Below are 23,443 nucleotides of genomic sequence, written 5' to 3' on the forward strand. Positions count from 1 at the left end.
AGATGGATAAAAACACATTATTAGGTTTTCTGCTTATTGGTATTGTTTTATTTGCATTTAGCTGGTTGAACAAACCGACGCCTGAGCAGTTGGAAGCGCAGCGCCGTTATCAGGACTCAATCGCTCAGATTGAACTGACCAAACAGCTTGATATGCAAAAAGAAGATAGCAAAAGCATAGCTGATAACTCTTTCGATAATTTGCCGGACTCTGTGAGAGAGGCCCGGCTGAAAAGTAATTTCGGAGTATTTGCCGATGCAATGACAGGTACCGACGATGTTACTGTTTTGGAAAATAGCCTCATTGAACTTCATGTCAGCAATAAAGGGGGACGTATCTCTTACGCTCGCCTGAAAGATTATACAACGTACGATGATAAGCCGCTGGTTCTTTTCGAAGGAAAAGATGCATCGCTCGATTTTACGTTGGTGACGGCTACTAACCGTGTATTGAATACCGGTGAAATGTATTTTACTCCGGTAAAGACACAAGATCCGAATCAGTTGATCATGCGTCTGAATACCGGTGAGGGTAGTTCGCTGGACTTTATCTATACGATCAAGCCGGACGACTATATGGTCCAGTTCGATATTAAAGGTTCCGGCCTGAACGGCGTACTGGCTCCAAGCACAACCGCTTTGGATATGGTCTGGAAACAAAAGATCCGCCAGCAGGAACAAGGTATCAAGTATGAAAACAGATATACTGCTTTGTATTATAAATTTCTGGCCGATGGCGTAGAGCAGTTGAGCGAAAGTAAAAGTGAAGATAAGAAGGTATCGGGCCGTCTGAAATGGATCGGTTATAAAGATAAGTTCTTCTCGTCTGTAATGATTTCCGGAGAAGGTTTCGAAAGTGCGACTTTCGATTCAAAGATGGTTGAGGCAGACGGTATCGTAAAAGAATTTAAGACTGCGACAGCTGTTCCTTTCGACCTGAGAGGAAATGAAGCAACGAGATTCCGTTATTTCTTCGGACCGAACAGTTATACTTTATTAAAGTCATTTGATAAAGGTGTTCCTGCGGACGATCAGTTGGATCTGGAGCAACTAGTTCCACTGGGTATGAGCGTGTTTCGCTGGGTGAACCAGTATTTCGTTATCCCGATGTTCGATTTCCTGGGTAAATATATCAGTAGTTATGGTTTGATCATCTTCCTGATGACAATAATCGTGAAATTGATCTTATTCCCGTTGACTTATAAATCTTATATGTCGTCTGCAAAAATGCGTGTGCTTCGCCCGCAGGTAGAGGAGTTGAATGTAAAGTATCCGGGACAGGATAAAGCAGTGGAACGTCAGCGTGCTACAATGGAATTATATAGCCGTGCCGGAGCAAGTCCGATGGCCGGATGTATCCCGATGTTGTTGCAGATGCCGGTATTGATTGCTTTGTTTATGTTCTTCCCGTCGGCAATCGAACTGCGTCAGCAGAGTTTCCTTTGGGCACATGACTTGTCAACTTATGATGCAATCTTCAGTTGGAGCAAATATATTCCTATTATCACTCCGTATTTTGGTAACCATATCAGCTTATTCTGTCTGCTGATGACAGCAACCAACATTGTATATACGAAATATAATATGGAAATGACTAATACCGGACAGCAACAAATGCCGGGAATGAAGGCAATGATGTATATGATGCCGGTGATGATGTTGGTATTCTTTAACCAGTATGCATCCGGTCTTACTTACTACTACTTTGTCTCTACTTTGTTTACGATTGTCCAGACACTGGTGTTCCGTTATACGATCAATGAAGATAAGTTGCTGGCCAAACTGGAAGCAAACAAGAAGAAACCGCAGAAAAAATCAGGCTTCATGAAACGTTTGGAAGAAGCGCAACGTGCTCAGCAGGAACAATTAAAGAAACAAAAACAGCAGAAAAAGAGATAAAAACTTTTTTGTTAGTATAAAAGAAAAGGTGTGTCGATCCGGGAGGTCAGGCGCACCTTTTCTTTTTCTTAAAGTTGAAGATGTTAATAAAAAATTGCATATTTTGATCAGGTTGTTGAATTTTAATGCCTGGGAGAGAGTTTTGTCGTTTTATATTCATATATTTGCAATATTAGGTTATTGGTCAACGTGTGGTTGTTAGGTTGTTGTTGACGACTTTTGAGGATTACGACAGGACCTTGTTTTATCGTTTCTAAAAAATACATAAGATGAGTAAGAAGGAAAAGCTTTTACAAGGAGTTGTAACTGGGGTCTTTGTATTATCATGTATCATTTTTTTCCAGTTTTTCGGTTCGGAACATTTGTTTGAAAAGGAGCAGGTCGTTGACTTATCGTCGCTATCTGGTGCTGTGTCCGAATGTCAGGGTAAACCGGCATTGCTGGCCTGTTCTTTGGCTAAAATACTCTCATCTTTAATGGTTCCTATCGGTGGGGGTGCCTTGTTGATTACTCTTATCCTGTTGTTAGAGTGGTGGGCTTTCACTTATATATTGAAACGTTTTCATGTAGGAGAGATGGCTTTTTTATATGCCTTGCTGCCTGTCGTGTTGGAGTGGGGGACTTATTGCAGTCAGAGGTATCATCTGGCTTCTATCTTATCGCTGGTGATTGTTTTATTATTGTTTTGTGGCTATATGACTATTAAGAATAAACTGTTGTCGATGCTGATAGGGTTTGCCTTATTGTTTATAGTGTATGCACTGGTTGGTAGCAGGCTGTTCATTTTCGTCATTCTGGTTTTGCTGTATGAAGCGGAGATAGGGGAAAAAAGATGGGTGTACTGGGCTTTACTATTGATAACAGGGATTGTTTTGCCTGAATTTCTTAAAAGTGTATATGGGCTTTCGGAAGCAGATGCATATCAATATCCCAATCCATGGCTTCCGGCCTTCTTTCCGGCTATAACAATTGCTTCCGTATTGGTTATTACACAGTTCAAGGCAATCCGGCATTTGCCTGCCAACGTATGGTCAGTATCTATTATGTCCGGACTGCTGGTGTTATTTGTTATAGTTTCTGTTTTTAGCCATGCTGTTCCCTAAGGAAAGCCAGAGCTTTTTCCATGTCTTCCGGCGTGTCGATACCGATCGTTTCCTGTGAAGTGATGCCGACTTTTATTCTATATCCGTTTTCAAGCCATCGGAGCTGTTCCAGGCTTTCAGCCAGTTCGAGCGGTGATTGTGGCAGGCCGGTAATTTCTTTTAATGTATCGGCGCGGTAGGCGTATAATCCGATATGTTTATAATAGGTGTGATTGGGCAGCCATTCCTGATAGTTCTTGCCTCTCATGTAGGGGATAATCGAACGGCTGAAGTACATGGCTTCACTGTTCTTATTCAGGACAACTTTCGGTGAGTTGGCATTGAATAGCATCGTTTCGAAGTCATCGTCCGGACGGAATGGTTTCACCAGAGTGGCGATTTGTGTGTCGGCATTCGAAAAACAAGCTTTCAATGTGTCTATTTGTTCCGGATGGATGAAAGGCTCGTCTCCTTGGATATTGACGATTACGTCGTAACCTTCACCTACTTTAGTATAAGCTTCGTAACAACGGTCTGTCCCGCTTCGGTGTTGATCGGAAGTCATAACAACTTCTCCGCCGAAAGACTTTACGGCAGCTTCAATGCGGTCATCGTCAGTTGCAACGCATACTGCATCCAGAACATCTTTTACTTGTTCGTAAACACGTTGTATCATAGGCTTTCCGGCCATATCAGCCAAAGGCTTTCCCGGAAAGCGGGTTGAGGCATATCTTGCCGGTATTATTCCGATAAATTTCATACTCCGGTTATTTATTTGTTTATTTATTAAATCGTTATTTTACTGTTTTTCCTTCACTGAGGCGTACCACTTTTTCGTGCTCACCTACAATCCATACAATGTCGTTTTGTTCAAAAACAGTAGTAGGAGGCGGATTTTTGATTGAATGGGCATCCCGCTCGATACCGATGACCAGACAACCGGAATTGTCACGTATTCCCGATTCGAGAATGGTTCGTCCGATCAGTCCGGAACCTTCGCTGATAAAGAACTGCTCCATGTTTACCTCTTTTGTTTCCTGTCGGTTATTCAAAGATTCTTTATAACGCTCTTCTATGTATTGCCGGAAATGGTTCAGTTCGTCGTCTGCACCGACTACGATCAGTTTGTCGAAAGGGTAAAGTCGTTCGTTTCCACCCGGGATATTGATACGTCGGTCTCCTCGGATGATAGTAACGATGTTTACGTTACATTTTTGCCGGAAATTCAATTCTTTCAGTGTCTTTCCCATACTGGGCGAATTTTGTTTGACTTCGAAGTCGGCCAGATGGAGATCACGTTCCAGCAAGTGACTTGCAAACCTTTGTTTGATGGGGGCATTACGTTCATTTTCCATTTCCCGTGCTGTCAGGTTGGTGAAAAAGTGACGTTCCATCAGGATAGATTGCTTTTTAAGCCATTTGGAGAGAATAACAAGGGTTATTACTGTTGCAGCGATAGCAAAGGCTATTCCGGCAGCAGCATTCAGCAGGCGCGCAACAGGAAGCATTACAAGGCCTATGCATAATATGATGCGTAATACGATCAGGGAAACCAGCGGGCCCCGGTTGTATTTGCTGTCGTGCCATAATTGCTCGTATTCGACGGAGTGGTTCTTTTTCATCATGATCGCCCGTAACATCGGTGAGATCAGTATGAGGATCAAAACCAGTGAGATGACTTCTCCTCGTATGCCGGGTAGCTTGCTGATGATGAATGGGGCGATGAATTGTAACCAGATAAATATCAGAACCAGTGTGACGGCTGTATAAGTTCCGACAATACGTATCAGCGCTTTCAATAGCTTGTTCCAGGCACTTTTCTGCCGGATCGTATTAGAACCGGAGGAATAACGTTCCAGAAAACTTTTCCAACTGGCAGGAATGGTGCGTTCTGCTATTTTGTAAGCAGGTTCAGCCATTCGTATCATATATGGAGTGAAAAAGGTCGTTATAACGGAAACGGCAACAACGATCGGATAAAGGAAATTGTCCGTCACTCCAAGAGTCAGGCCCAGAGAGGCGATAATGAAGGCAAATTCACCTATTTGTGCCAGTGAAAAACCGGATTGGATAGCGACTTTTATTGTCTGCCCTGATAATAGGACACCAAAGCTGCCGAATAATATCTGCCCAACCATTACAACGATCGTTAATATCAGGATCGGTATTTTATATTCCCAGAGTAATACCGGATCTATCAGCATACCCACCGAAACAAAGAAGATGGCTCCGAAAAGGTCCTTTACCGGTTTCACTATATGTTCTATATGTTCGGCATCGATCGTTTCAGCCAGGATCGATCCCATTACAAAAGCTCCTAATGCTGAAGAGAATCCGGCTTTAGTGGCAATCATCACCATTCCGAGGCAGAGGCCGAGGCTGACAATCAGTAATGTTTCATCATTGAGAAATTTCCTGGCTCTTTTCAGGAAAGAAGGAATCAGGTAAATACCCACAACGAAACAGAAAAGCAGGAAAACGGCGAGTTTGATCACGCTGTCCAGTAGTTCCATACCTTCGACATGCTTGCTGACGGCCAGGGTGGAAAGCAGTACCATTAACAGGACGGCAAATAAATCTTCTACCACCAAAATTCCGAATACTACACCTGCAAACCGCCGGTTGCGGAGTCCCATATCATCGAAGGCCTTAAATATAATTGTTGTGGACGACATGGAAAGCATTCCACCCAGAAAAAGACTATTCATATGCCCCCAACCCAGCGAAAGGCCTGTGATATATCCGAATGTCATCATTCCGATCACGACCGTTATTGCTCCGATAACAGCAGTACCCCCGACTTTCATCAGCTTTTTGAAACTGAAGTCAAGTCCTAACGCAAAAAGCAGGAATACAACACCTATATCTGCCCAGATACGGATACTTTCTATGTCTGTAACGGTGGGAATTTCTTTTATGGCTGGTCCGGCCAGGATTCCGGCAACAATGTAGCCAAGTACGACCGGTTGCTTCAATCTCTTGAAAAGCAAAGTAACAAGTCCTGCAGAAATCAATATTACTGCCAGGTCTGAAATTAATGAAGGAATCTGAGACATGCTTTCATTCTTTTTCCGTTGGCAAAGTTAGACATTTATTTTAATTTTGTCGGTCAAATAATGTGCCAAAATGAAGAAGAAACATCCGATAGAAGCATTGATAGAGCAGGGCGAGCATCAACAACTCGACTTTAAGTTCGAGGTGAGTGACAGTAAAAAGATAGCCCGCACCTTGTCTGCTTTTGCCAATACCGATGGCGGTCGGTTGCTGATAGGAGTGAAAGATAACGGAAATATTTCCGGTGTCCGTAGTGAGGAAGAGTATTATATGATAGAGGCCGCTTCAAAAATGTACACCCGTCCGGAAGTTCCTTTTGAAGCAACCCGTTGGGAGATAAACGGAAAAACCGTGCTGGAGGTTTATATAGCACCCAGTGAAGAGAAGCCTCATCTGGCACCGGATAAAGAAGATAAATATAAAGCTTATATCCGTGTAGCAGACGAAAATATATTGGCGAACGAAGTCCTTATGTTGTCCTGGGAAAAGAAGCATAAGCCGGATGGAACTTTACTGAAGATAAGTAAGCCGGTGGAACGTTTGTTTGTCTACCTCGATGAGCATCCGTATATTAATGTAAGCCAACTTTGCCGGATTGGCCGCGTAAATTATTACACGGCCAAGAATATCCTGAGTGATCTGTTGGCAATCGATGCCCTCCAGTATGTGGTTATAGATAAGCGTATCCTGTATCAACGTATACCGGGGGCAGATCTGCCTTTATAAATGTAATGTTTCTACGTATATCTGGGCATTCTCGAAACGGACGACTTTGACCTTTGTTCCCTTTTCTATAAAGCCGGAATCGGATACACCATCGTATAATTCATCGTCAATGATTACTTTGCCGGAAGGACGGAGCACTGTAAAGGCTGTTCCCTCTTTTCCGATAAGAGGTGTGAGGGAAGGAGAGGAGTGAGCTTCTTCCAGGTCTTTATGGAGTGCTACTTTCTGCATCAGGCCTTTTGCTCCGATTTTATTGGATAGCCAGATCGTTAAAACGAATCCGAGACCGAGTCCGAACAATACTGTCAGGCAGGCTTCTCCGATTTCTTTGGTAGAAACGCCTTCAAAGTTGAAATCCGTATTATTGAGTAGGCTAAGGGTCAGGCCTGCAACCAGGAAAATTATACCACTGATCCCGGCTATCCCAAAGCCGGGAATAACAAATATTTCTGCAGCAATAAGTAGCAATCCGATGATAAATACCAATATTTCCCAGTTTTGAGCCAATCCGTCCAGATACAAAGGTGCAAAATATAAGATAGCAGCAATAATAGCTGCCGCCGACGGAAACCCTAATCCCGGCGTTTGCATTTCAAAATAAATCCCACCTATAATAATAATGATAAGCAGTGATTGTAACATCGGATTCATGAGGAAACCTTTCAGGTCGTCGAACCAGGAAGGTTTATATGTCTTCAGTTCATAGGCGTTATATCCCAGATATTTGGTAATTACTTCATCGGGAGTTTCTGCTATCCCGTCACAATACCCCCATTGTTGTGCTTCGTCAGCGGTGAAGGTGAGCACTTTCCCTGTATCGATCAGGTTAGGGATGACTACCCGCTCGTCTACCATTGCTTCAGCAATCAGAGGGTTTCTTTTCCATTTGAAAGTGGTGTCTTTCCCCTGAATGATCGTGTCTTTTCCATGAGCTTCCGCTGTAGAACGTATCATGGAACGCATATACGACTGGTATTTGTCGGGCATGGCAGTTCCGGTTTGATTGACTACCGTAGCTGCACCGATATTGGCTCCTTTCCTCATAAAGATTTTTTCACAGGCAATCGAAATGAGTGCCCCGGCTGAGGCTGCGTTGTTATCGATAAAAACATAAACGGGAACTGGATTGTACAGGATTGCCGTACGCATTGAATCTGCCGCTTCGAGCAATCCGCCATATGTGTTCATATGGATCAGGACAGCGTCGGCGCCCAGTGAGTTTGCCTCTGTCAATCCGTTACTAAGATAAATACGAGTCGTATTATCTATCTCTTTTTTTATATCAATCTGGTAGATGAGGTGCGTATCTTTAGCTTCTGAAACAAAGGTTGTTACGAGTAGTATTAATAACGTGCACAAGATTCCTGAATTTTTCATCATATTGTCTAATTATCTATGTTTTTTATACATTGTTGAAAATTGTAACTTTAAACTTGTAAATTTTATAAATTCACAAGTTTAAAACTTGCAAATGTTGTTCATTCTCAGTGATATTTACTATAAATATATTAAGTTACGATTTTTAATATTAATATTCATCAAAGCTCCATTTTTTTCAGGAAAAATTCCTATATTTGTATTGTCTCTCGATAGTGAGAGGCAATACTTAACCGGTATTAACCTTTTATAAATAAGTAATAGTATGAATGCGTTGCAATTTCAGAAAAAATTACTGAGCATGCAAGAAAACATGATGAATTTTGCACTGATGCTCACTGCAAATCGGGATGATGCCCAAGATTTGATGCAAGACACAACGCTGAAGGTTTTAGACAATCAGGAAAAGTTCGTTGACAATATTAATTTCAAAGGATGGGTCCTGACCGTCATGCGTAACATTTTCATTAATAATTATCATAAGATAGTTCGTACGCAAACAGTAGTAGACCAAGGTGTTGATTTGTATAATTTGGATGTCGTAAATGATTCAGGATTTGACTCTCCGGACGGAGCCTATCAAATTCAAGAGATTACCAAGGCTATCAATGGGTTGAACGATGAACTTAAAGTTCCTTTCTCAATGTTTTTGAGTGGTTATAAATATAATGAGATCGCAGATAAATTGAATGTACCGCTGGGAACAGTAAAGAGTCGTATATTCTTTGCCCGCCAGGAATTGCAGAAAGTTTTGAAGGATTTTCGCCTTGGATAATGGTTAATATTCTAACAAACAAGTTAATAAAAAGAAGGAGTATTCGAAAGAGTGCTCCTTCTTTTTTAATATATGGATTATAAAAATGACATATTAATGAATAAATCCGTACTTTTGCCGCAAAAATCAAGAATATAATGAGAAGTTTTGCAAGTGATAACAACTCCGGCGTCCATCCGTTGATTATGGAAGCTGTGATTAAGGCTAATGAGGATCACGCAATAGGATATGGTGATGACCCCTGGACAGCAGCCGCTGTAGCAAAGATTAAAAGTATATTTGGCGAAGAGGCTTCCCCTTTCTTTGTTTTTAACGGTACCGGAGCCAATTCGGTGGCCTTGCAGGCTGTTACACGTCCTTTTAATAGTATATTGTGTGCAGAGACTGCACATATTAATGTAGATGAATGCGGTGCTCCGGCACGTATGACCGGATGTGCGGTAGTAACTATTCCGACAAGCGACGGCAAGCTCACCCCGGAGTTGATCAGGCCCCGTTTACATAACTTTGGCGTTTGCCATCATTCGCAACCTAAAGCGGTATATATTTCACAGGTCTCTGAATTAGGTACTGTTTACACGATAGAAGAGGTAAAAGCAATAGCAGATCTGTTGCATGCCCATAATATGTATCTTCATATGGACGGTGCCCGCTTGGCAAATGCCTGTGCTTACCTGAACTGCTCCATGAAGCAGGTTACAGTAGATGCAGGTGTGGATATTCTGAGTTTTGGCGGAACTAAAAATGGTATGATGATGGGAGAAGCTGTTATTTCGTTCCGTCCTGAAGTAACCGAAAATTTGCAATATTACAGAAAGCAATCTGCCCAGCTTGCATCTAAACTCCGTTATTTGTCTGCCCAGTTCATTCCTTATCTGGAAAATAACTTATGGCTTGAAAACGCCATGAAAGCTAATATCAGTGCTGCGAAATTAGCAGAAGCATTAAAGCAATATCCTCAGATACAATTTACACAGAAGGTAGAAACGAATCAGATATTCTTTACTATCCCTTCCGAACCTTTGAAGAAACTGCTGGAACGTTATTTCTTCTATATGTGGAATGAAGAAAATAATGAAGCACGTTTGGTTACTTCATGGGATACGACAGGAGAAGATATAGCCCAATTTGAACAGGATTTGAAAGACGTAATGGGAGAATGTTAATCACTAAACAATAAACATATGAAACACGGAAGTGGGTTGATGGCGGTACTTTTTATGTTATTGCCGTTATGCAACCTTTATTCACAGGAGAAGGATGCGAGGGAAGATAATACCTTGCGTATAATGAGTTATAATATTCGTAACGGGAGAGGAATGGATGATGTTTCCAACTTTCAACGTACGGCGGATGTAATCAATAAAGTGCGGCCAAATGTTGTCGCCGTACAGGAAGTGGACAGCGTGACAGCCAGAAGCGGCCGGACCGATGTATTACGTGTATTGGCAGACAAGACACTGATGTATCCGGTATATGCCCCAGCCATTGATTATGATGGAGGAAAATATGGTATCGGTATGTTGAGCAAGGAGAAACCACTTAGTCATCGTTATATATCTCTTCCGGGAAGAGAAGAAGAACGTGCTTTGCTGATCGTTGAGTTTGAAAAATATATTTATTGTTGTACCCACCTTTCCCTGACAGGGGAAGATCGTCTGGCTTCATTGGATATTCTTCGCAAGGAAGTTGCAAAAGCCAGTAAGCCCCTTTTTATTGCCGGTGATTTTAACGCTCACCCGGATTCGGAAGTCATTGAAGGTATACAGAGAGATTTTGTGATCCTGACAAATACCAAACAACCGACTTTTCCGGCAGATGAACCGACAGAAACAATCGATTATATTGCAGCTTATGCAAAGGATACTACGGCCTTTACACGCCTTTCCACGTGGGTTGTCAATGAACCGGCTGCCTCCGATCATCGTCCGATCGTAACGGATATCGTTTTCAAGCAACCGGCTGACAAGATTTTCCGTACGGAACCTTATTTACAGAATCCCGTAGGGAACGGAATTACGGTTATGTGGCAGACAACTGTTCCTACTTACAGTTGGGTCGAATATGGTACTAATAAGAATCAGTTGAAGAAAGCGCGTACTATCGTGGATGGTCAGGTGATCTGCAACGATTTACAGAATAAGATCAGACTGAATGATCTGGAACCGGGTAAGACTTATTATTATCGCATTTGCTCACAGGAAATCATGCTTTACCAGGCTTATAAGAAAGTCTTCGGAGAAACGGCTGTTTCCGATTTTCATACATTTACTTTGCCGGAATCATCTACTTCCGATTTTACAGCCATAATCTTTAATGACCTGCACAAACATTCTGAAACATTACAAGCGTTGTATGGCCAGGTAAAAGATATTGATTATGATTTTGTCATCTTTAACGGTGATTGTATCGACGATCCGGCCAATCATGATGAAGCAACACACTTCCTTTCCGAACTGAATGAAACAGTCGGGGCAGCCGATGTTCCTGTCTTTTATCTGCGTGGCAACCATGAGATTAGGAATGCTTATTCGATAGGTTTGCGCAAATTGTTCGATTATGTAGGTGATAAGACGTATGGCGCTTTCAACTGGGGCGATACACGTATCGTGATGTTGGATTGCGGTGAAGATAAGCCCGATGACTTTTGGGTTTATTACGGTCTGAATGATTTCTCCGCTTTGCGTGACGCCCAGGTCGGTTTCCTGAAAGAAGAGCTGGCATCCAAGCCTTTTAAACAAGCTGCTAAGCGCGTACTGATTCATCATGTGCCTATTTATGGAAAAGATGTAGACCGCTACAATCCTTGTCTGGAATTGTGGGGTGGTTTACTGGCCAAGGCTCCGTTCAATGTATGCATCAATGCGCATACTCACCGTCATGCTTATTATCCGAAAGGGGCTGCCAATGGAAACAACTTTCCGGTCATTGTAGGTGGTGGTTACCGGATGGATGGTGCAACAGTTATGGTCTTACAGAAGAAAGGTAAGGAAATGACGCTGCGGGTATTGAATGCTAAAGGCGAAACCCTCGAGGATTTAAAACTGTAATACATATATGAAGTAAATATGAAGATTAGCACTGAAGAGTTAGAAGAGACTATCATTCCGGTAAAAGAAACAGACCTGATTTACGGTATAGATGACCGACCCCCTTTGAAAGAGGCCTTGTTTGCAGCCTTGCAACATTTGCTGGCCATTTTCGTCGCAATCATCACACCGCCTCTTATTATAGCCGGAGCATTAAAGCTGGATCTTGAAACAACCGGATTTTTAGTGTCGATGGCTCTTTTCGCTTCCGGAGTGTCAACCTTTGTACAATGTAAACGGATAGGCCCGGTAGGAGCCGGGCTGCTCTGTATACAGGGAACCAGTTTTTCGTTTATCGGGCCGATCATTTCGGCGGGATTAGCAGGCGGTTTGCCACTGATCTTTGGTGTTTGTATGGCTGCTGCCCCTGTTGAAATGGTTATCAGCCGTACTTTTAAGTATATGCGTACTATCATAACTCCGCTGGTTTCAGGAATAGTCGTCTTGCTGATCGGATTAAGTCTGATTAAGGTCGGTGTGGTCTCTTGTGGAGGTGGTTTTGCGGCTATGGACAACGGAACGTTCGGAAGTTTGAAGAATATCGGAGTTGCCGCAACCGTTTTGTTGAGTGTATTATTCTTCAACCGTTGTAAGAATAAATACTTGCGTATGAGTTCGATCGTGCTGGGATTATGTATCGGTTACGGACTTTCTTTTGTATTGGGAATGGTAGATATGAGTGCTGCCACATCCCAAAACCTGGCGGGGTTCAATATTCCGATGCCTTTTAAATACGGATTGGATTTTAATATATCTTCTTTTATTGCTATCGGTTTGGTTTATTTGATCACAGCGATTGAAGCAACGGGTGATGTTACTGCCAATTCGATGATTTCTGGTAAATCCATTGAGGGTGAGGGGTATCTGAAACGTGTTTCAGGTGGCGTATTGGCCGACGGTGTAAATTCTTTTGTAGCCGGTATCTTTAATTCATTTCCAAACTCTATCTTTGCACAGAATAACGGAATTATCCAGCTTACCGGCGTTGCCAGCCGTTATGTAGGTTATTATATAGCCGGAATGCTGATCCTGCTGGGATTATTCCCGATTGTTGGTGTGGTGTTCTCTTTAATGCCTGATCCTGTTTTGGGAGGTGCAACCCTGTTGATGTTCGGTACTGTGGCCGCTGCGGGTATCCGTATTATTGCTTCGCAGGAGATCAACCGGAAGGCTACACTGGTTTTGGCTGTTAGCCTTTCTCTCGGATTAGGTGTGGAATTAATGCCTGATATCCTGAAAACGGCTCCGGAAGCTATAAAAGGTATTTTTGCATCCGGTATTACAACCGGCGGTCTAACTGCTATAATAGCCAACATTTTCATTCGTGTAAAAGAAGATAAAGAAGATAAAACACAATAAAAACAAATGGAATTACTTAAACAGCGTATTCTGCAAGACGGCAGATGTTATCCGGGAGGTATCCTGAAGGTGGACAGTTTTATAAATCACCAGATGGACCCGATGCTTCTGTACAAAGTTGCCGAAGAATTTATCAATCGATTCAAAGGAGAACATATCAATAAGATCGTAACGATTGAAGCAAGCGGTATCGCCCCGGCCATTATGGTTGGTTATATCCTGCAACTGCCGGTGGTATTTGTAAAGAAAAAGCAACCGAAGACGATGGAGAATATGCTGAGTACGGTAGTCCATTCCTTTACCAAAGACCGTGATTATTCTGTTTGTATCAGCAATAATTTCCTGACGGCAGACGACCATATCCTGTTTATCGACGACTTCCTTGCATTCGGTAATGCCGCTATGGGAATGATCGACCTGGCTCAACAGGCTGGTGCGACAATTTCCGGTATGGGTTTTATTATCGAAAAGGCATTTCAGGATGGAGGAAAAGCTTTGCGCGAATCAGGTATCCATGTGGAAAGTTTGGCTATTATCGACAACCTCGACGATTGTAAGATCACGATCCGTTAAAAAGAAACCAACTAATTGAGTAAAGATAATGAATACAGAAGTAAAAGAAAGATTACTCGACAGGGTGAAGACCAATCCCTATGTAAACCATTTGGGGGTACAATTCACTACTGTCGAAGATGGGATCGTTGAGGCACGTATGCCCTTGCACGATGAACAACGCCAATATAGTGGTGTTATTCATGGAGGTGTATTGGCTGCCTTGGCCGATACGATCGCCGGATTTGCCGCCTATACAATGACTCCGTTGGATAAAGATGTATTGACGGCAGAACTGAAAGTGTCCTTCCTGCGGGCAGCCTGGGGAAAAGAGTTGATTGCCAAAGGAACAGTGATCAAACCAGGACGACATGTACATTTCAGCGAATGTGAGATTTATTGTGATGATAAACTCGTAAGCAAAGCATCCGGCACATTCAGTGTCGTACAACCACAGGTGTAGACAAAATCAGTTTTATATCGAAAAGCGCAGGCAAGCAGTGTTTTTCATAATCGGCAGCTTCAGGATATCCTCTTGCTGCCTTTTTTCTATCCGTACGATGATGGCACGGTTAAAGCCCCCATGCCCGATAGCCAGGATACGTTTGCCCGGAAACTCGGTTTGCAGGAATTCCAGAAACTCTCCGGCTCTTTTATATAAAGCCTCCAGGCTTTCTACACTTTCAGGCAGGTTCTTGAAATCCATTTCGTTGGCAACCTTTCCGGTATAGACACCCCAGTCCATTTCACGGAGCAGGGGAGTCTGGACAGGTTCCAGCCCTTTACGACGGGCAACAGCCATGGCTGTATCGTAACTTCGTGCCAGGTCGCTACTGACAATCACGTCGATCTCTTCTTCTTCCAACAGGTCGGCAAGTTGTTCCGCCTGTTGTTTTCCCAACTCGGAGAGATGCCCGGGCATTTGTCCCTGCATGATACGCAACTTATTCTCTTCCGTCTCTCCGTGACGACTTAGTATAAGCGATATTGTTGAAGTCATATTATTTATACTTGATCCATTTTACCATTTCCTTTATACTCGGTTTCTTTCCATACATAAGGATACCGACCCGGTATATCTTGGCTGATAACCAGACAATGCCGATAGCCGAAGCATATAGTAAAGAAACAGATAATAACTTCTCCCACAAAGGTATTTCAAACGGGATACGTACCATCATGACGATCGGTGAAGTGAACGGTATCATCGAACACCAGAAAGCCAGCGGGCCGTCCGGATTCTCCATGCTGTAAATACCGGCATACAACGCAAAGATCATAAAAATTGTAACAGGTGCCATAAACTGTTGCGTATCTTCCTGGCTGTCTACAGCCGAACCGATAGCCGCGAATATGGATGCATATAACATATAACCGCCAATGAAATAGATAATAAAGGAAATACCTATTTCTGCGATATTGATGGAATTAATAATTCCCATAATCTCATTACCGGAAGAAGAGGCCAATGCATTCGTATCCACCATTCCCATCTGCGGGCCGGCTTGTAGGGCACTCATATCAGCCCCTCCCGAGAACATGAGTCCTCCTACGCTAACCAGTACGGTCGTGATAATCCCCCACAGGAATACCTGTGTCAGACCGACAAAACCAATACCGATAATTTTCCCCATCATCAGATCGAACGGACGGACTGAAGAAATCATTACCTCGATGATGCGGTTGGTCTTTTCTTCCATTACCCCTTGCATCACCATCGCACCATACATCATAATGAACATATAAATAATGAACGTGAATACCATTCCGATCACGGATGCTACGGTGGCCGACGATGTACTTTCCTGTCCGTCTTCGCTCCATTTGATGGTTTGCACATTAAAGTTGATCTTACTTTCCCGGATGATCTCTTTCAGATTGGGGATATTGAAGGAAGCAAGCTTTTCGCTTTCGAGTTGTTTACTTAATGTCTGGTTAACCAGCCGGCTCAGTTCGACGGGTACTTGCTTCTCCGAGTAGAGAGTTGCCGCCTTGGGGTTGTTCAACAAATCGTCTGTAATACTCAGGAAGGCGAATATTTCCTTATCACTGTTCCGGCGATAGTCGTCTAACGTCTTGTTGCTATGGACGAAGTGGTAACTTTCATTGTTTTCAAATAGCTGGGCATATTTTCCTGTCGTATCGATAATGGCGATATTACGAACCTCGTCTCCTTTGATAGTTGACAACCATAACGGAACGAACACCAGTGCAGCAAACAAAAACGGGGTTAATAGTGTAAGCAGGATAAACGACTTTTTACTTACCCGGCGCAGATACTCTCTTTTGATTATAAGTCCTATTTTATTCATGCCTGTGTCGTGTTTGTACCTGATACGGTGTTAATAAATATGTCGTTCATGGATGGTAACTCTTCGGTAAACGAGAGAATTTCTGCCTGTCCCGATAAAGTGGACAGTAGGGCAGAGTTGCTGATACCTTCCGCCTTATGGATTTGAAGTTCGCGTATCCCGCTCTGTTCTTTTTCGGAAAGTACGGTAAAGATATCTGTCTGATCGTTTTGCAGGGAGCTATCCGAGGTAATGCGCAAAGTAAACGTATTGTTCCGGAAACGGTTCCTTACTTCCGTTACATTTCCGGAAAGGACGACCTGTGAACGGTTGATCAGGGCTATATTATCGCATATTTCTTCCACTGATGCCATATTATGGGTGGAGAATATGATCGTATGTCCTTTCTCTTTCAGTTCCAGTATTTCCTGCTTCAGCCGTTCCGCATTCACCGGGTCGAAACCGCTGAACGGTTCGTCGAATATAAGCAGTGCCGGTTCATGAATAACGGTAATGATGAATTGAACTTTCTGTTGCATCCCTTTCGATAACTCTTCCAGTTTCTTGTTCCACCAGGGCATGATGTCGAACTTCTCGAACCATTGTGTCAGGCGTTTACGGGCCTCCTGATAAGATAAGCCTTTCAATTGTGCCAGGTAGATAGCCTGTTCGCCGACTTTCATTTTTTTATAAAGACCACGTTCTTCCGGCAGGTATCCGATCTGGTATATATCCTCCGGCTGCGATTCACGTCCGTTGAAACGAACGATCCCACTGTCGGGAGCCGTGATACGGTTGATGATACGGATCAGTGTGGTTTTGCCGGCACCATTAGGTCCGAGTAGTCCGAATATCTTTCCTTCGGGTACCTGGATGCTGACTTTGTTCAGGGCAAGATGATTGGCATACTGTTTTACCACATCTTCCGTTTCCAAAAAGTTCATAGGCTATAAGTTATTGTTACATTTTTAATACGATACGTTCTCCCAATTCTTTACTCAATACATTCTTTATCTCATTCAGGTGAGTCAGCTTTCTCATCAATTCGAACACCTGATCTTCATTTCCTTTCAGATGTGCTTCCTTGATGCCTAACTGGGTCTCTTTGATCTGGCGTATAATATAAGCATCCTTCATGGCATATATTTCACGTATAACCAGCTGATCCAGTTTGTCTTCTTCCTGTTCCAGTTCACGATACTTGCTATGATATTTGCTCAACTGATATTTTTCGCTTATCAGGTTCGCTGCCAAACGGCTGACGTTCGGGTCCGGATGGGCCAGGAAGTAACGGTTGGCAATAAATCCCTCGTTCTTGCATCTCTCGGCTGCTTCGTCGAGCATGCTTTTGAAGATCGGGGTATAGAAAGTCAGATCGTCACGTTCCAAGTCGTAACGGATATATTCGGCAACATGCATAACGATATGTTCGTTTGTATCCTCATCCACATAGTCGAACAATACTTTCTCGCCGTACCGCACGATATATTTCAGTAACGTAAGTTCGTATATCTCATAAGGCGAACGTTTCGGCTGAACGGCGCGGACCGCTTCCAGCGGTTGTACCGGCGGAAAATCGGGTGGTGGAACCTCCATAGGCCCTGTCTCTTCCATCGGATATTCTTCCATGGGTGGAGGAGGGGGCATATCGTCCGGTAACGGCGTTGCTTCGTCCGATGGCGGCAAAAAGCTATCCTCTACGATCGGCTGGTAACCGGGAATATCCGGATATTCCGGTATCATACTCATCGTATTCGATACCGGAGGTACGGGCTGTGTCTGGTTGTTTTGCCTTTCTTCCTTATTTAAACGGATTTTATTGACTTCGTTCAGCAACACCTGTTCGTCTATCTCCATCATCGCACTGCATTCGCGGATATAGATGGAACGGGCTATATTATCGGGGATGATGGCTACCGTGCGGATAATATCCGTGATCAGCGACGAACGTTTGATCGGGTCGGTTCCTGCATCATCCAGTAATAAGCGGGTTTTAAAACGGATAAAGTCCGTTTCGCTCTGCTTGATAAATTCAGCGAACTGGCTGGCATTATGTTTACGGGCGAACGAGTCCGGATCTTCACCGTCCGGCAGCAGAACCACCTTGACGTTCATTCCGTCTTCCAGCAACAGGTCGATACCGCGCAGGGCGGCTTTGATACCGGCGGCATCACCGTCATATAATACGGTGATATTATTGGTGAAACGATGTATAAGCCGTATCTGTCCCTGTGTAAGAGCCGTACCGGACGAGGCGACCACATTCTCTATACCCGCCTGGTGCATGGAGATCACATCGGTGTAACCCTCTACCAGGAAGCAGCGGTCTTCCTTCACCATTGACTGTTTGGCGAAATAGATACCGTAAAGCTCATTACTCTTATGGTAAATCTCGCTTTCGGGCGAGTTGACGTATTTGGCTGTTTTCTCGTCCTTTTTGAGCACGCGACCACCAAAAGCCACCACTTTACCGCTCAGAGTATGTACCGGGAAGATCACACGACCACGGAAACGGTCGTTCACTCCTCCGTTATCGTAAACAATGACTAACCCTGTTTTTTCAAGGAATTCTTTTTTATATCCGCTTTTTGTTGCCTCTTTATACAAGGCATCCCGTTGGTCGAGACTGTATCCGAGTTGGAATTTGCGGATGGTGTCTTCGCGGAATCCACGTTCGGCAAAGTAGCGTAGTCCGACGGTTTTTCCTTCTACATGTTCGTACAGCTGGGTTGTAAAGTATTGTTGTGCCCAACTGTTGACGATCAGCATACTTTCCCGGTCGCTTTTCTTTTGTTTTTCTTTATCGGTAAGTTCCCGTTCCTGTATCTCTATATTGTATTTCTTGGCAAGAAAACGTAAGGCATCGAAATAATTCAGCTGTTCATGCTTCATGATGAAGTGAACAGCCGTGCCGCCTTCGCCACAAGCAAAGCACTTGCAGATATTTTTGGCCGGAGAAACGTAGAAAGAGGGTGTTTTATCAGTATGGAACGGACATAATCCTACATAGTTTATCCCTCTTTTGCGTAGGGTAACGAATTCTGAAACAACATCCACAATGTTTGCAGCGTCAAGTATCCGGTCTATGGTAGGTTGATCGATCATTTATTTCCTTCCTTAATATAATGGGTCACAAATGTAGTGAATTTATTTGGAAACAACCAATGTCTGAACTTGGAAACGAAAATAGTGATTATCGGGATGCATAACTCATTTTATTTCGAGTAGTTGAATGTTTTAGTTAATAATCACTATATTTGCGGTTATTCCTATTATTAACAATTATATAAATAAACCTGCTATGAACGAAATTCTGATAATCCAAAGTAAGATCTACGAAATACGCGGTCAGAAGGTTATGCTCGACAGAGATTTGGCTGAATTGTATCAAGTAGAGACACGTGTATTAAATCAAGCTGTAAAGCGTAATATCGAACGGTTTCCTGAAGATTTCATGTTCAGACTGACCAGTAAAGAATGGGAAACAATGTCGTCACAATTTGTGATGACATCAGTTGGTAAGCGTCCGAAATCGGCTATACCATTTGTCTTTACTGAACATGGAGTTGTTATGCTATCGAGTGTACTTCGCAGTGATATAGCTATACAAACCAGTATTTTGATAACGCGTGCCTTTGTTGCTATCCGACATTTGACTATGAATTTTCCGATAGGTAAAATTGCAGAACTTCAACATGAAATGAAAGAGTTGAAGGAATATGTCGAAGAAGTGTTTACCGACTATAACGATATCAATGAAGATACCCGTATACAATTAGAATTGATTAATAAAACCCTAGCCGAGTTGCAAGTTCAAAAGAAACTCTCGGACAAGTCTCGTAATCCGGTAGGATTTGTCAAACCCAAGTAAATATCACGTTCATTAGAAGATTGTTATTCCCGTTCCGCCTATCCCCATTAAAGGAGTTGGTGGAACGTTTTTGTATGGAGTTGCGCAAAAAGCGTCCATTATGCAACAAAGATATAGAATATTTCCAGCAGACAAAAAAAGGAGATTATTTGTTTCAATAATAGAAAAATGTGAAACCTGCCTGTTCCATTATGACGGCGCCTGTAGGGGCGGTTCGCGAACCGCCCCTACCAACGACACTACATTCAAATCTGATAAATGCTGAACCTGTTGCTATCTCCATTGGTAGATTGTCAAATTATTAATAAGATTCTCCCTTATTATTTCTCGTTGTACATGAATAATACATATATTTGTAGAGTTATTAACATAAAACACTTAATTATGAAAGAATTAGATCCGAAAGCCATGGCAGAGAATGAAAGAAAAGAGTTGCAGGACCGGTATATCCGTTTCGATTGGGCTATCAAACGCTTGTTGCGTCAGAAGGTCAACTTCGGTGTGCTCAATGGTTTCCTGACCGTGATGTTGCGGGAAGAGGTCAGTATCCTCGAAATCCTCGAAAGCGAAAGCAACCAGGAGAGTGCCGACGATAAGTTCAATCGTGTCGACATCAAAGCCTTGAACAGTAAAGGCGAAATCATTATCGTCGAAATCCAGAACACCCGCGAAGTGCATTATCTCGAACGCATCCTCTATGGCGTAGCCAAAGCTATCACCGAGCATATCTCCCTGGGTGAAGGCTATCAGAAAGTGAAGAAAGTCTATTCCATCAGCATCCTTTATTTCGATCTCGGTGTCGGGACAGACTATTTCTATCACGGTCAGAACCATTTCACCGGTGTGCATACCGGCGACCGCCTGCGGATCAACGTGCGCGACCGCGACGCGGTCATCACCCGCCTGCCAGCTGAGATTTTTCCCGAATACATCCTGATTCGCGTAAACGAGTTCGACAAAGTAGCCACAACCCCTCTCGACGAATGGATCAAATACCTGAAAGACGGTACGATCCGTCCCGACACGACTACTCCGGGTCTTCGTGAAGCCCGGGAAAAACTGAAATACTACTCCATGTCCTCGCAGGAGCGTCATGCATACGACGAACATCTGAACGTAATCATGATCCAGAATGACGTTCTCGACACTGCCAAATGGGAGGGGCGGCTTGAAGGTTTGGCAGAAGGAAAGGCAGAAGGTTTGGCCGAAGGAAAAGCAGAAGGTCTTGCCGAAGGAAAAGCCGAAGCCTTGCGTCAGGCGGCTGCCAATATGAAACGCATGGGGATGGCGGCAGCCGATATTGCTAAATGTACAAAGTTGTCGGTGGAGGAGATAGAGAAGTTATAGCAAGTTTTGACCCTACTTTTCCCTTGATGGAAAAGTAGCCAAAAGATCAAGGCTGCACCTGGTTCGCTACTCCGCATCCTACGTTCGCTGTCGCCTCCGAACTCGCTTCGCTCAAACAGCGGATGCTCCGGGCGTTCACTCCGGTTGCTGCGTTTAACGCTCGCCAGCTGAGGCCTTTCAAAGGAAGCGGAGCTTCCTCTTAGGATTGCCGATACTGTCTGTTAAAATGAAAAGCTCCTGTTATATTATATAGGTGTCGGTATCGGCCATCCCTAAAGAACGCTTTGCGTTCTCTGACAGGCCTTCGGCGGGTGAGCGTCCGCGAAGGGGAAAGACGAAGCGACCCGGAAAAATCCGTTGTTTGAGCGAAGCGAGTTTCGGATTTTTCAAGCGTAGTCTTTCACCGTAGCAGCGAAGCCGGTGTAGCCTTGAACTTTTGGTTACTTTTCTTTCAAGAGAAAAGTAACATTCAACTTTGACAAACACTGAAACATACCAGTATCATTCATTCATCAAAAGGGAAAAAGAATCATGAAGTTGATCTTTTGGGGACTTTTTTTCGCGTTTTTAAGTCGAGTCGCTTGAGAAAGAGATTTTATTGTTGCGCTTTGATATTCTTTTTGTAGATGGAAAGTAACATAGTCCATCAAGAACTATGTTTAAGCGTTGCAAAGATATACAAAATAATGTAATCGCCAAAAATGTAGTCATTAAATTTATTGGCCTGAGAGTAATTATTCTACAAATATTACCTTTTTTGCTCACCTTTTTTATACTATCAGGGTACCAAAAGGAGTATTCTTTATTATTATGATTTCTCTGTTTATATGTCATTTGTACGCTGCAAACGATGTGTGGTTGCAGATAAGCCTTGATATATGGCTTGTTTGCCGTGGTTCTTGATGGACTAAACGGTTTTTATCAATCGGTATCAATCCTTAATTCACAGGAGGTTATGTTTTCGCCGAACTATCATAAATGGGGGAGAACCTTGTTTTACCCCATAATTTTTTACTTGGGAGATACTTATATAAATGATGTATCCTTTATCCGGGTTAACCGGTAATCCGGGAGAAAATGAGAAGATAGACTGGAACAAAATATATCAATAACTAAAAAACAGAGAGTTATGGCAAAAGACCCGACTCAGAAGACGAAGCTTACACTGAAAGCCCTCGATCTGGCACTAACCCAGGATATTACAAACGACTGTTACCTGCAACCTAAGTTGCAGAAATGTCTTAATATGCACGACCTCGCCAGTGAAGTAGCCGCCCTCAGCACCCGCCAGGAGGACGTGGAAGAAATAGCCCGTACCGGCAACCAGATCCTGCGACGTATGATCTGGTATCTCTCTTCCGGTTATAGCATCACCACCCTGTTGGGATATTTCCGTCCCACCTCTCAAGGTGTTTTTCTCGAAAGCGAACTCACGTCGGCCCCCGACCGCAACCGCCTGAAACTCGGTGTCGCCTACTCCATGAGCCAGGAAATGCGCCAGGCGCTTGCCGATGCCGAGATCGACGTCGAAATACAAAAGTCAGTCAGTGGCCCGCAACTGTTTACCGTGGTCAGTGCACAGGATGCACAAAATCCCGAAGCCGCAGCCCGTGGCGAAGGCATACCTGTCAGTGCAGGACAAACCTGTATTATTAAAGGTAAGCATATCAAGGTAGGTGGCGAAGGCGACCAGATAGGCATCACTATCCGTCGTACCGATGGCGATTCGGGCGAAACCAACTTCTTTCCTGTGTCGAAACTCTATCCCAATACACCTACACAAGTCGGTTTTGTGTTACCCGCTACGGCTGCCGACGGCTCCGTCTGGAGCGTTACTCTTTGCACGCAGCTTACCGGCAACGGCTCCACCCTGCTCAAAGAACCTCGTACGGCAACGATGCCGGGCCACTTTGTGGTAGGCGATGTGACCGATACACCCGGTGGTGGCAGTGGAGAGGATGACAGACCGGAGATCGAATAAATCAGGCGGTCTGTTCAAAGCCGAGTGAGCGACCCGCTCAA

The 23,443-nt window shown here is 43.6% G+C and carries 19 protein-coding genes; 12 read left to right on the forward strand and 7 right to left on the reverse strand.

Translation table 11 applies throughout. From position 1 onward, the window contains the following. The first annotated feature begins 2 nt into the window (after nt 1-2). Nucleotides 3-1,898 carry a membrane protein insertase YidC gene (gene yidC / locus M1P97_RS00100; RefSeq protein WP_249388057.1) on the forward strand — a complete coding sequence of 632 codons (1,896 nt, stop codon included), beginning with the start codon at nt 3-5 and terminating at the stop codon, nt 1,896-1,898. A gap of 269 nt (nt 1,899-2,167) precedes the next feature. After that, on the forward strand, nt 2,168-3,001 hold the full coding sequence (locus M1P97_RS00105; RefSeq protein WP_249388058.1) for a DUF6057 family protein: 834 nt from the start codon (nt 2,168-2,170) through the stop codon (nt 2,999-3,001). On the opposite strand, the gene kdsB is transcribed toward M1P97_RS00105, so the two are convergent. Beyond that, nucleotides 2,982-3,740, reverse strand: coding sequence for a 3-deoxy-manno-octulosonate cytidylyltransferase (kdsB, locus tag M1P97_RS00110; protein WP_249388059.1), 759 nt, complete (start codon nt 3,738-3,740; stop codon nt 2,982-2,984). The two genes, M1P97_RS00105 and kdsB, sit on opposite strands and share 20 nt — an antisense overlap. Nucleotides 3,741-3,774: 34 nt before the next feature. Then, nucleotides 3,775-6,036 (reverse strand): cation:proton antiporter domain-containing protein, encoded by a 2,262-nt coding sequence (locus tag M1P97_RS00115; protein WP_195375165.1) that lies wholly within the window; start codon nt 6,034-6,036, stop codon nt 3,775-3,777. A 70-nt stretch (nt 6,037-6,106) separates the two neighbouring features. On the opposite strand from M1P97_RS00115, the gene M1P97_RS00120 reads away from it, so the two are divergent. Continuing rightward, nucleotides 6,107-6,760 (forward strand): AlbA family DNA-binding domain-containing protein, encoded by a 654-nt coding sequence (locus M1P97_RS00120; protein WP_075558418.1) that lies wholly within the window; start codon nt 6,107-6,109, stop codon nt 6,758-6,760. Here the strand turns inward: M1P97_RS00120 and M1P97_RS00125 are convergent. Then, nucleotides 6,755-8,140 carry an NfeD family protein gene (locus M1P97_RS00125; RefSeq protein WP_249388060.1) on the reverse strand — a complete coding sequence of 462 codons (1,386 nt, stop codon included), beginning with the start codon at nt 8,138-8,140 and terminating at the stop codon, nt 6,755-6,757. The two genes, M1P97_RS00120 and M1P97_RS00125, sit on opposite strands and share 6 nt — an antisense overlap. 262 nt (nt 8,141-8,402) lie before the next feature. Between M1P97_RS00125 and M1P97_RS00130 the strand changes: the two genes are divergently transcribed. The 6 genes from M1P97_RS00130 to M1P97_RS00155 all read left to right on the forward strand — a co-directional run bounded on the left by M1P97_RS00130 (nt 8,403) and on the right by M1P97_RS00155 (nt 14,375). Then, on the forward strand, nt 8,403-8,912 hold the full coding sequence (locus M1P97_RS00130) for an RNA polymerase sigma factor (RefSeq protein ID WP_028728578.1): 510 nt from the start codon (nt 8,403-8,405) through the stop codon (nt 8,910-8,912). A 137-nt stretch (nt 8,913-9,049) separates the two neighbouring features. Further along, nucleotides 9,050-10,078: a threonine aldolase family protein gene (locus tag M1P97_RS00135; protein ID WP_249388061.1), complete on the forward strand. Its 1,029-nt coding sequence runs from the start codon at nt 9,050-9,052 to the stop codon at nt 10,076-10,078. Nucleotides 10,079-10,132: 54 nt separating this feature from the next. Beyond that, entirely contained in the window at nt 10,133-11,962 is a 1,830-nt protein-coding gene (locus tag M1P97_RS00140) for an endonuclease/exonuclease/phosphatase family protein (protein WP_195375175.1), read from the forward strand. A gap of 18 nt (nt 11,963-11,980) precedes the next feature. Then, on the forward strand, nt 11,981-13,360 hold the full coding sequence (locus M1P97_RS00145; protein WP_195375168.1) for a nucleobase:cation symporter-2 family protein: 1,380 nt from the start codon (nt 11,981-11,983) through the stop codon (nt 13,358-13,360). Between the two features lie 6 nt (nt 13,361-13,366). Then, on the forward strand, nt 13,367-13,933 hold the full coding sequence (gene xpt / locus M1P97_RS00150; RefSeq protein ID WP_195375169.1) for a xanthine phosphoribosyltransferase: 567 nt from the start codon (nt 13,367-13,369) through the stop codon (nt 13,931-13,933). A gap of 28 nt (nt 13,934-13,961) precedes the next feature. Further along, on the forward strand, nt 13,962-14,375 hold the full coding sequence (locus tag M1P97_RS00155) for a PaaI family thioesterase (protein WP_075558412.1): 414 nt from the start codon (nt 13,962-13,964) through the stop codon (nt 14,373-14,375). A gap of 12 nt (nt 14,376-14,387) precedes the next feature. Here M1P97_RS00155 and M1P97_RS00160 read toward each other — a convergent pair whose 3' ends face one another. Genes M1P97_RS00160 through dnaG form a run of 4 tightly spaced genes read right to left on the reverse strand, consistent with a single transcriptional unit; the run spans nt 14,388 to nt 19,308 of the window. Continuing rightward, nucleotides 14,388-14,912, reverse strand: coding sequence for a histidine phosphatase family protein (locus tag M1P97_RS00160; protein WP_195375171.1), 525 nt, complete (start codon nt 14,910-14,912; stop codon nt 14,388-14,390). Between the two features lies 1 nt (nt 14,913). Next, nucleotides 14,914-16,224 carry an ABC transporter permease gene (locus M1P97_RS00165; RefSeq protein ID WP_195375172.1) on the reverse strand — a complete coding sequence of 437 codons (1,311 nt, stop codon included), beginning with the start codon at nt 16,222-16,224 and terminating at the stop codon, nt 14,914-14,916. Further along, nucleotides 16,221-17,147: an ABC transporter ATP-binding protein gene (locus M1P97_RS00170; protein ID WP_195375173.1), complete on the reverse strand. Its 927-nt coding sequence runs from the start codon at nt 17,145-17,147 to the stop codon at nt 16,221-16,223. The genes M1P97_RS00165 and M1P97_RS00170 overlap by 4 nt, the downstream gene beginning before the upstream one ends. 16 nt (nt 17,148-17,163) lie before the next feature. Next, on the reverse strand, nt 17,164-19,308 hold the full coding sequence (dnaG, locus tag M1P97_RS00175) for a DNA primase (RefSeq protein WP_249388062.1): 2,145 nt from the start codon (nt 19,306-19,308) through the stop codon (nt 17,164-17,166). Nucleotides 19,309-19,504: 196 nt separating this feature from the next. On the opposite strand from dnaG, the gene M1P97_RS00180 reads away from it, so the two are divergent. The 3 genes from M1P97_RS00180 to M1P97_RS00190 all read left to right on the forward strand — a co-directional run bounded on the left by M1P97_RS00180 (nt 19,505) and on the right by M1P97_RS00190 (nt 23,402). After that, nucleotides 19,505-20,074, forward strand: coding sequence for an ORF6N domain-containing protein (locus M1P97_RS00180; protein ID WP_249388063.1), 570 nt, complete (start codon nt 19,505-19,507; stop codon nt 20,072-20,074). A 384-nt stretch (nt 20,075-20,458) separates the two neighbouring features. Next, nucleotides 20,459-21,421 (forward strand): Rpn family recombination-promoting nuclease/putative transposase, encoded by a 963-nt coding sequence (locus tag M1P97_RS00185; RefSeq protein ID WP_249388064.1) that lies wholly within the window; start codon nt 20,459-20,461, stop codon nt 21,419-21,421. A gap of 1,129 nt (nt 21,422-22,550) precedes the next feature. Further along, entirely contained in the window at nt 22,551-23,402 is an 852-nt protein-coding gene (locus M1P97_RS00190) for a DUF4469 domain-containing protein (protein ID WP_249388065.1), read from the forward strand. The last annotated feature ends 41 nt before the right edge of the window (nt 23,403-23,443 follow it).

Origin of the sequence: Parabacteroides leei (assembly GCF_023369805.1) — a bacterium.
Lineage (GTDB): Bacteria > Bacteroidota > Bacteroidia > Bacteroidales > Tannerellaceae > Parabacteroides > Parabacteroides leei.

Coding starts and splice junctions, on each gene's coding strand:
- M1P97_RS00180 (WP_249388063.1), top strand. CDS start 19,505: ATGAACGAAATTCTGATAATCCAAAGTAAGATCTACGAAATACGCGGT.
- M1P97_RS00135 (WP_249388061.1), top strand. CDS start 9,050: ATGAGAAGTTTTGCAAGTGATAACAACTCCGGCGTCCATCCGTTGATT.
- M1P97_RS00170 (WP_195375173.1), bottom strand. CDS start 17,147: ATGAACTTTTTGGAAACGGAAGATGTGGTAAAACAGTATGCCAATCAT.
- M1P97_RS00120 (WP_075558418.1), top strand. CDS start 6,107: ATGAAGAAGAAACATCCGATAGAAGCATTGATAGAGCAGGGCGAGCAT.
- M1P97_RS00115 (WP_195375165.1), bottom strand. CDS start 6,036: ATGTCTCAGATTCCTTCATTAATTTCAGACCTGGCAGTAATATTGATT.
- xpt (WP_195375169.1), top strand. CDS start 13,367: ATGGAATTACTTAAACAGCGTATTCTGCAAGACGGCAGATGTTATCCG.
- M1P97_RS00130 (WP_028728578.1), top strand. CDS start 8,403: ATGAATGCGTTGCAATTTCAGAAAAAATTACTGAGCATGCAAGAAAAC.
- M1P97_RS00140 (WP_195375175.1), top strand. CDS start 10,133: ATGTTATTGCCGTTATGCAACCTTTATTCACAGGAGAAGGATGCGAGG.
- M1P97_RS00190 (WP_249388065.1), top strand. CDS start 22,551: ATGGCAAAAGACCCGACTCAGAAGACGAAGCTTACACTGAAAGCCCTC.
- kdsB (WP_249388059.1), bottom strand. CDS start 3,740: ATGAAATTTATCGGAATAATACCGGCAAGATATGCCTCAACCCGCTTT.
- dnaG (WP_249388062.1), bottom strand. CDS start 19,308: ATGATCGATCAACCTACCATAGACCGGATACTTGACGCTGCAAACATT.
- M1P97_RS00160 (WP_195375171.1), bottom strand. CDS start 14,912: ATGACTTCAACAATATCGCTTATACTAAGTCGTCACGGAGAGACGGAA.
- M1P97_RS00155 (WP_075558412.1), top strand. CDS start 13,962: ATGAATACAGAAGTAAAAGAAAGATTACTCGACAGGGTGAAGACCAAT.
- M1P97_RS00105 (WP_249388058.1), top strand. CDS start 2,168: ATGAGTAAGAAGGAAAAGCTTTTACAAGGAGTTGTAACTGGGGTCTTT.
- M1P97_RS00165 (WP_195375172.1), bottom strand. CDS start 16,224: ATGAATAAAATAGGACTTATAATCAAAAGAGAGTATCTGCGCCGGGTA.
- M1P97_RS00125 (WP_249388060.1), bottom strand. CDS start 8,140: ATGATGAAAAATTCAGGAATCTTGTGCACGTTATTAATACTACTCGTA.
- M1P97_RS00145 (WP_195375168.1), top strand. CDS start 11,981: ATGAAGATTAGCACTGAAGAGTTAGAAGAGACTATCATTCCGGTAAAA.
- M1P97_RS00185 (WP_249388064.1), top strand. CDS start 20,459: ATGAAAGAATTAGATCCGAAAGCCATGGCAGAGAATGAAAGAAAAGAG.
- yidC (WP_249388057.1), top strand. CDS start 3: ATGGATAAAAACACATTATTAGGTTTTCTGCTTATTGGTATTGTTTTA.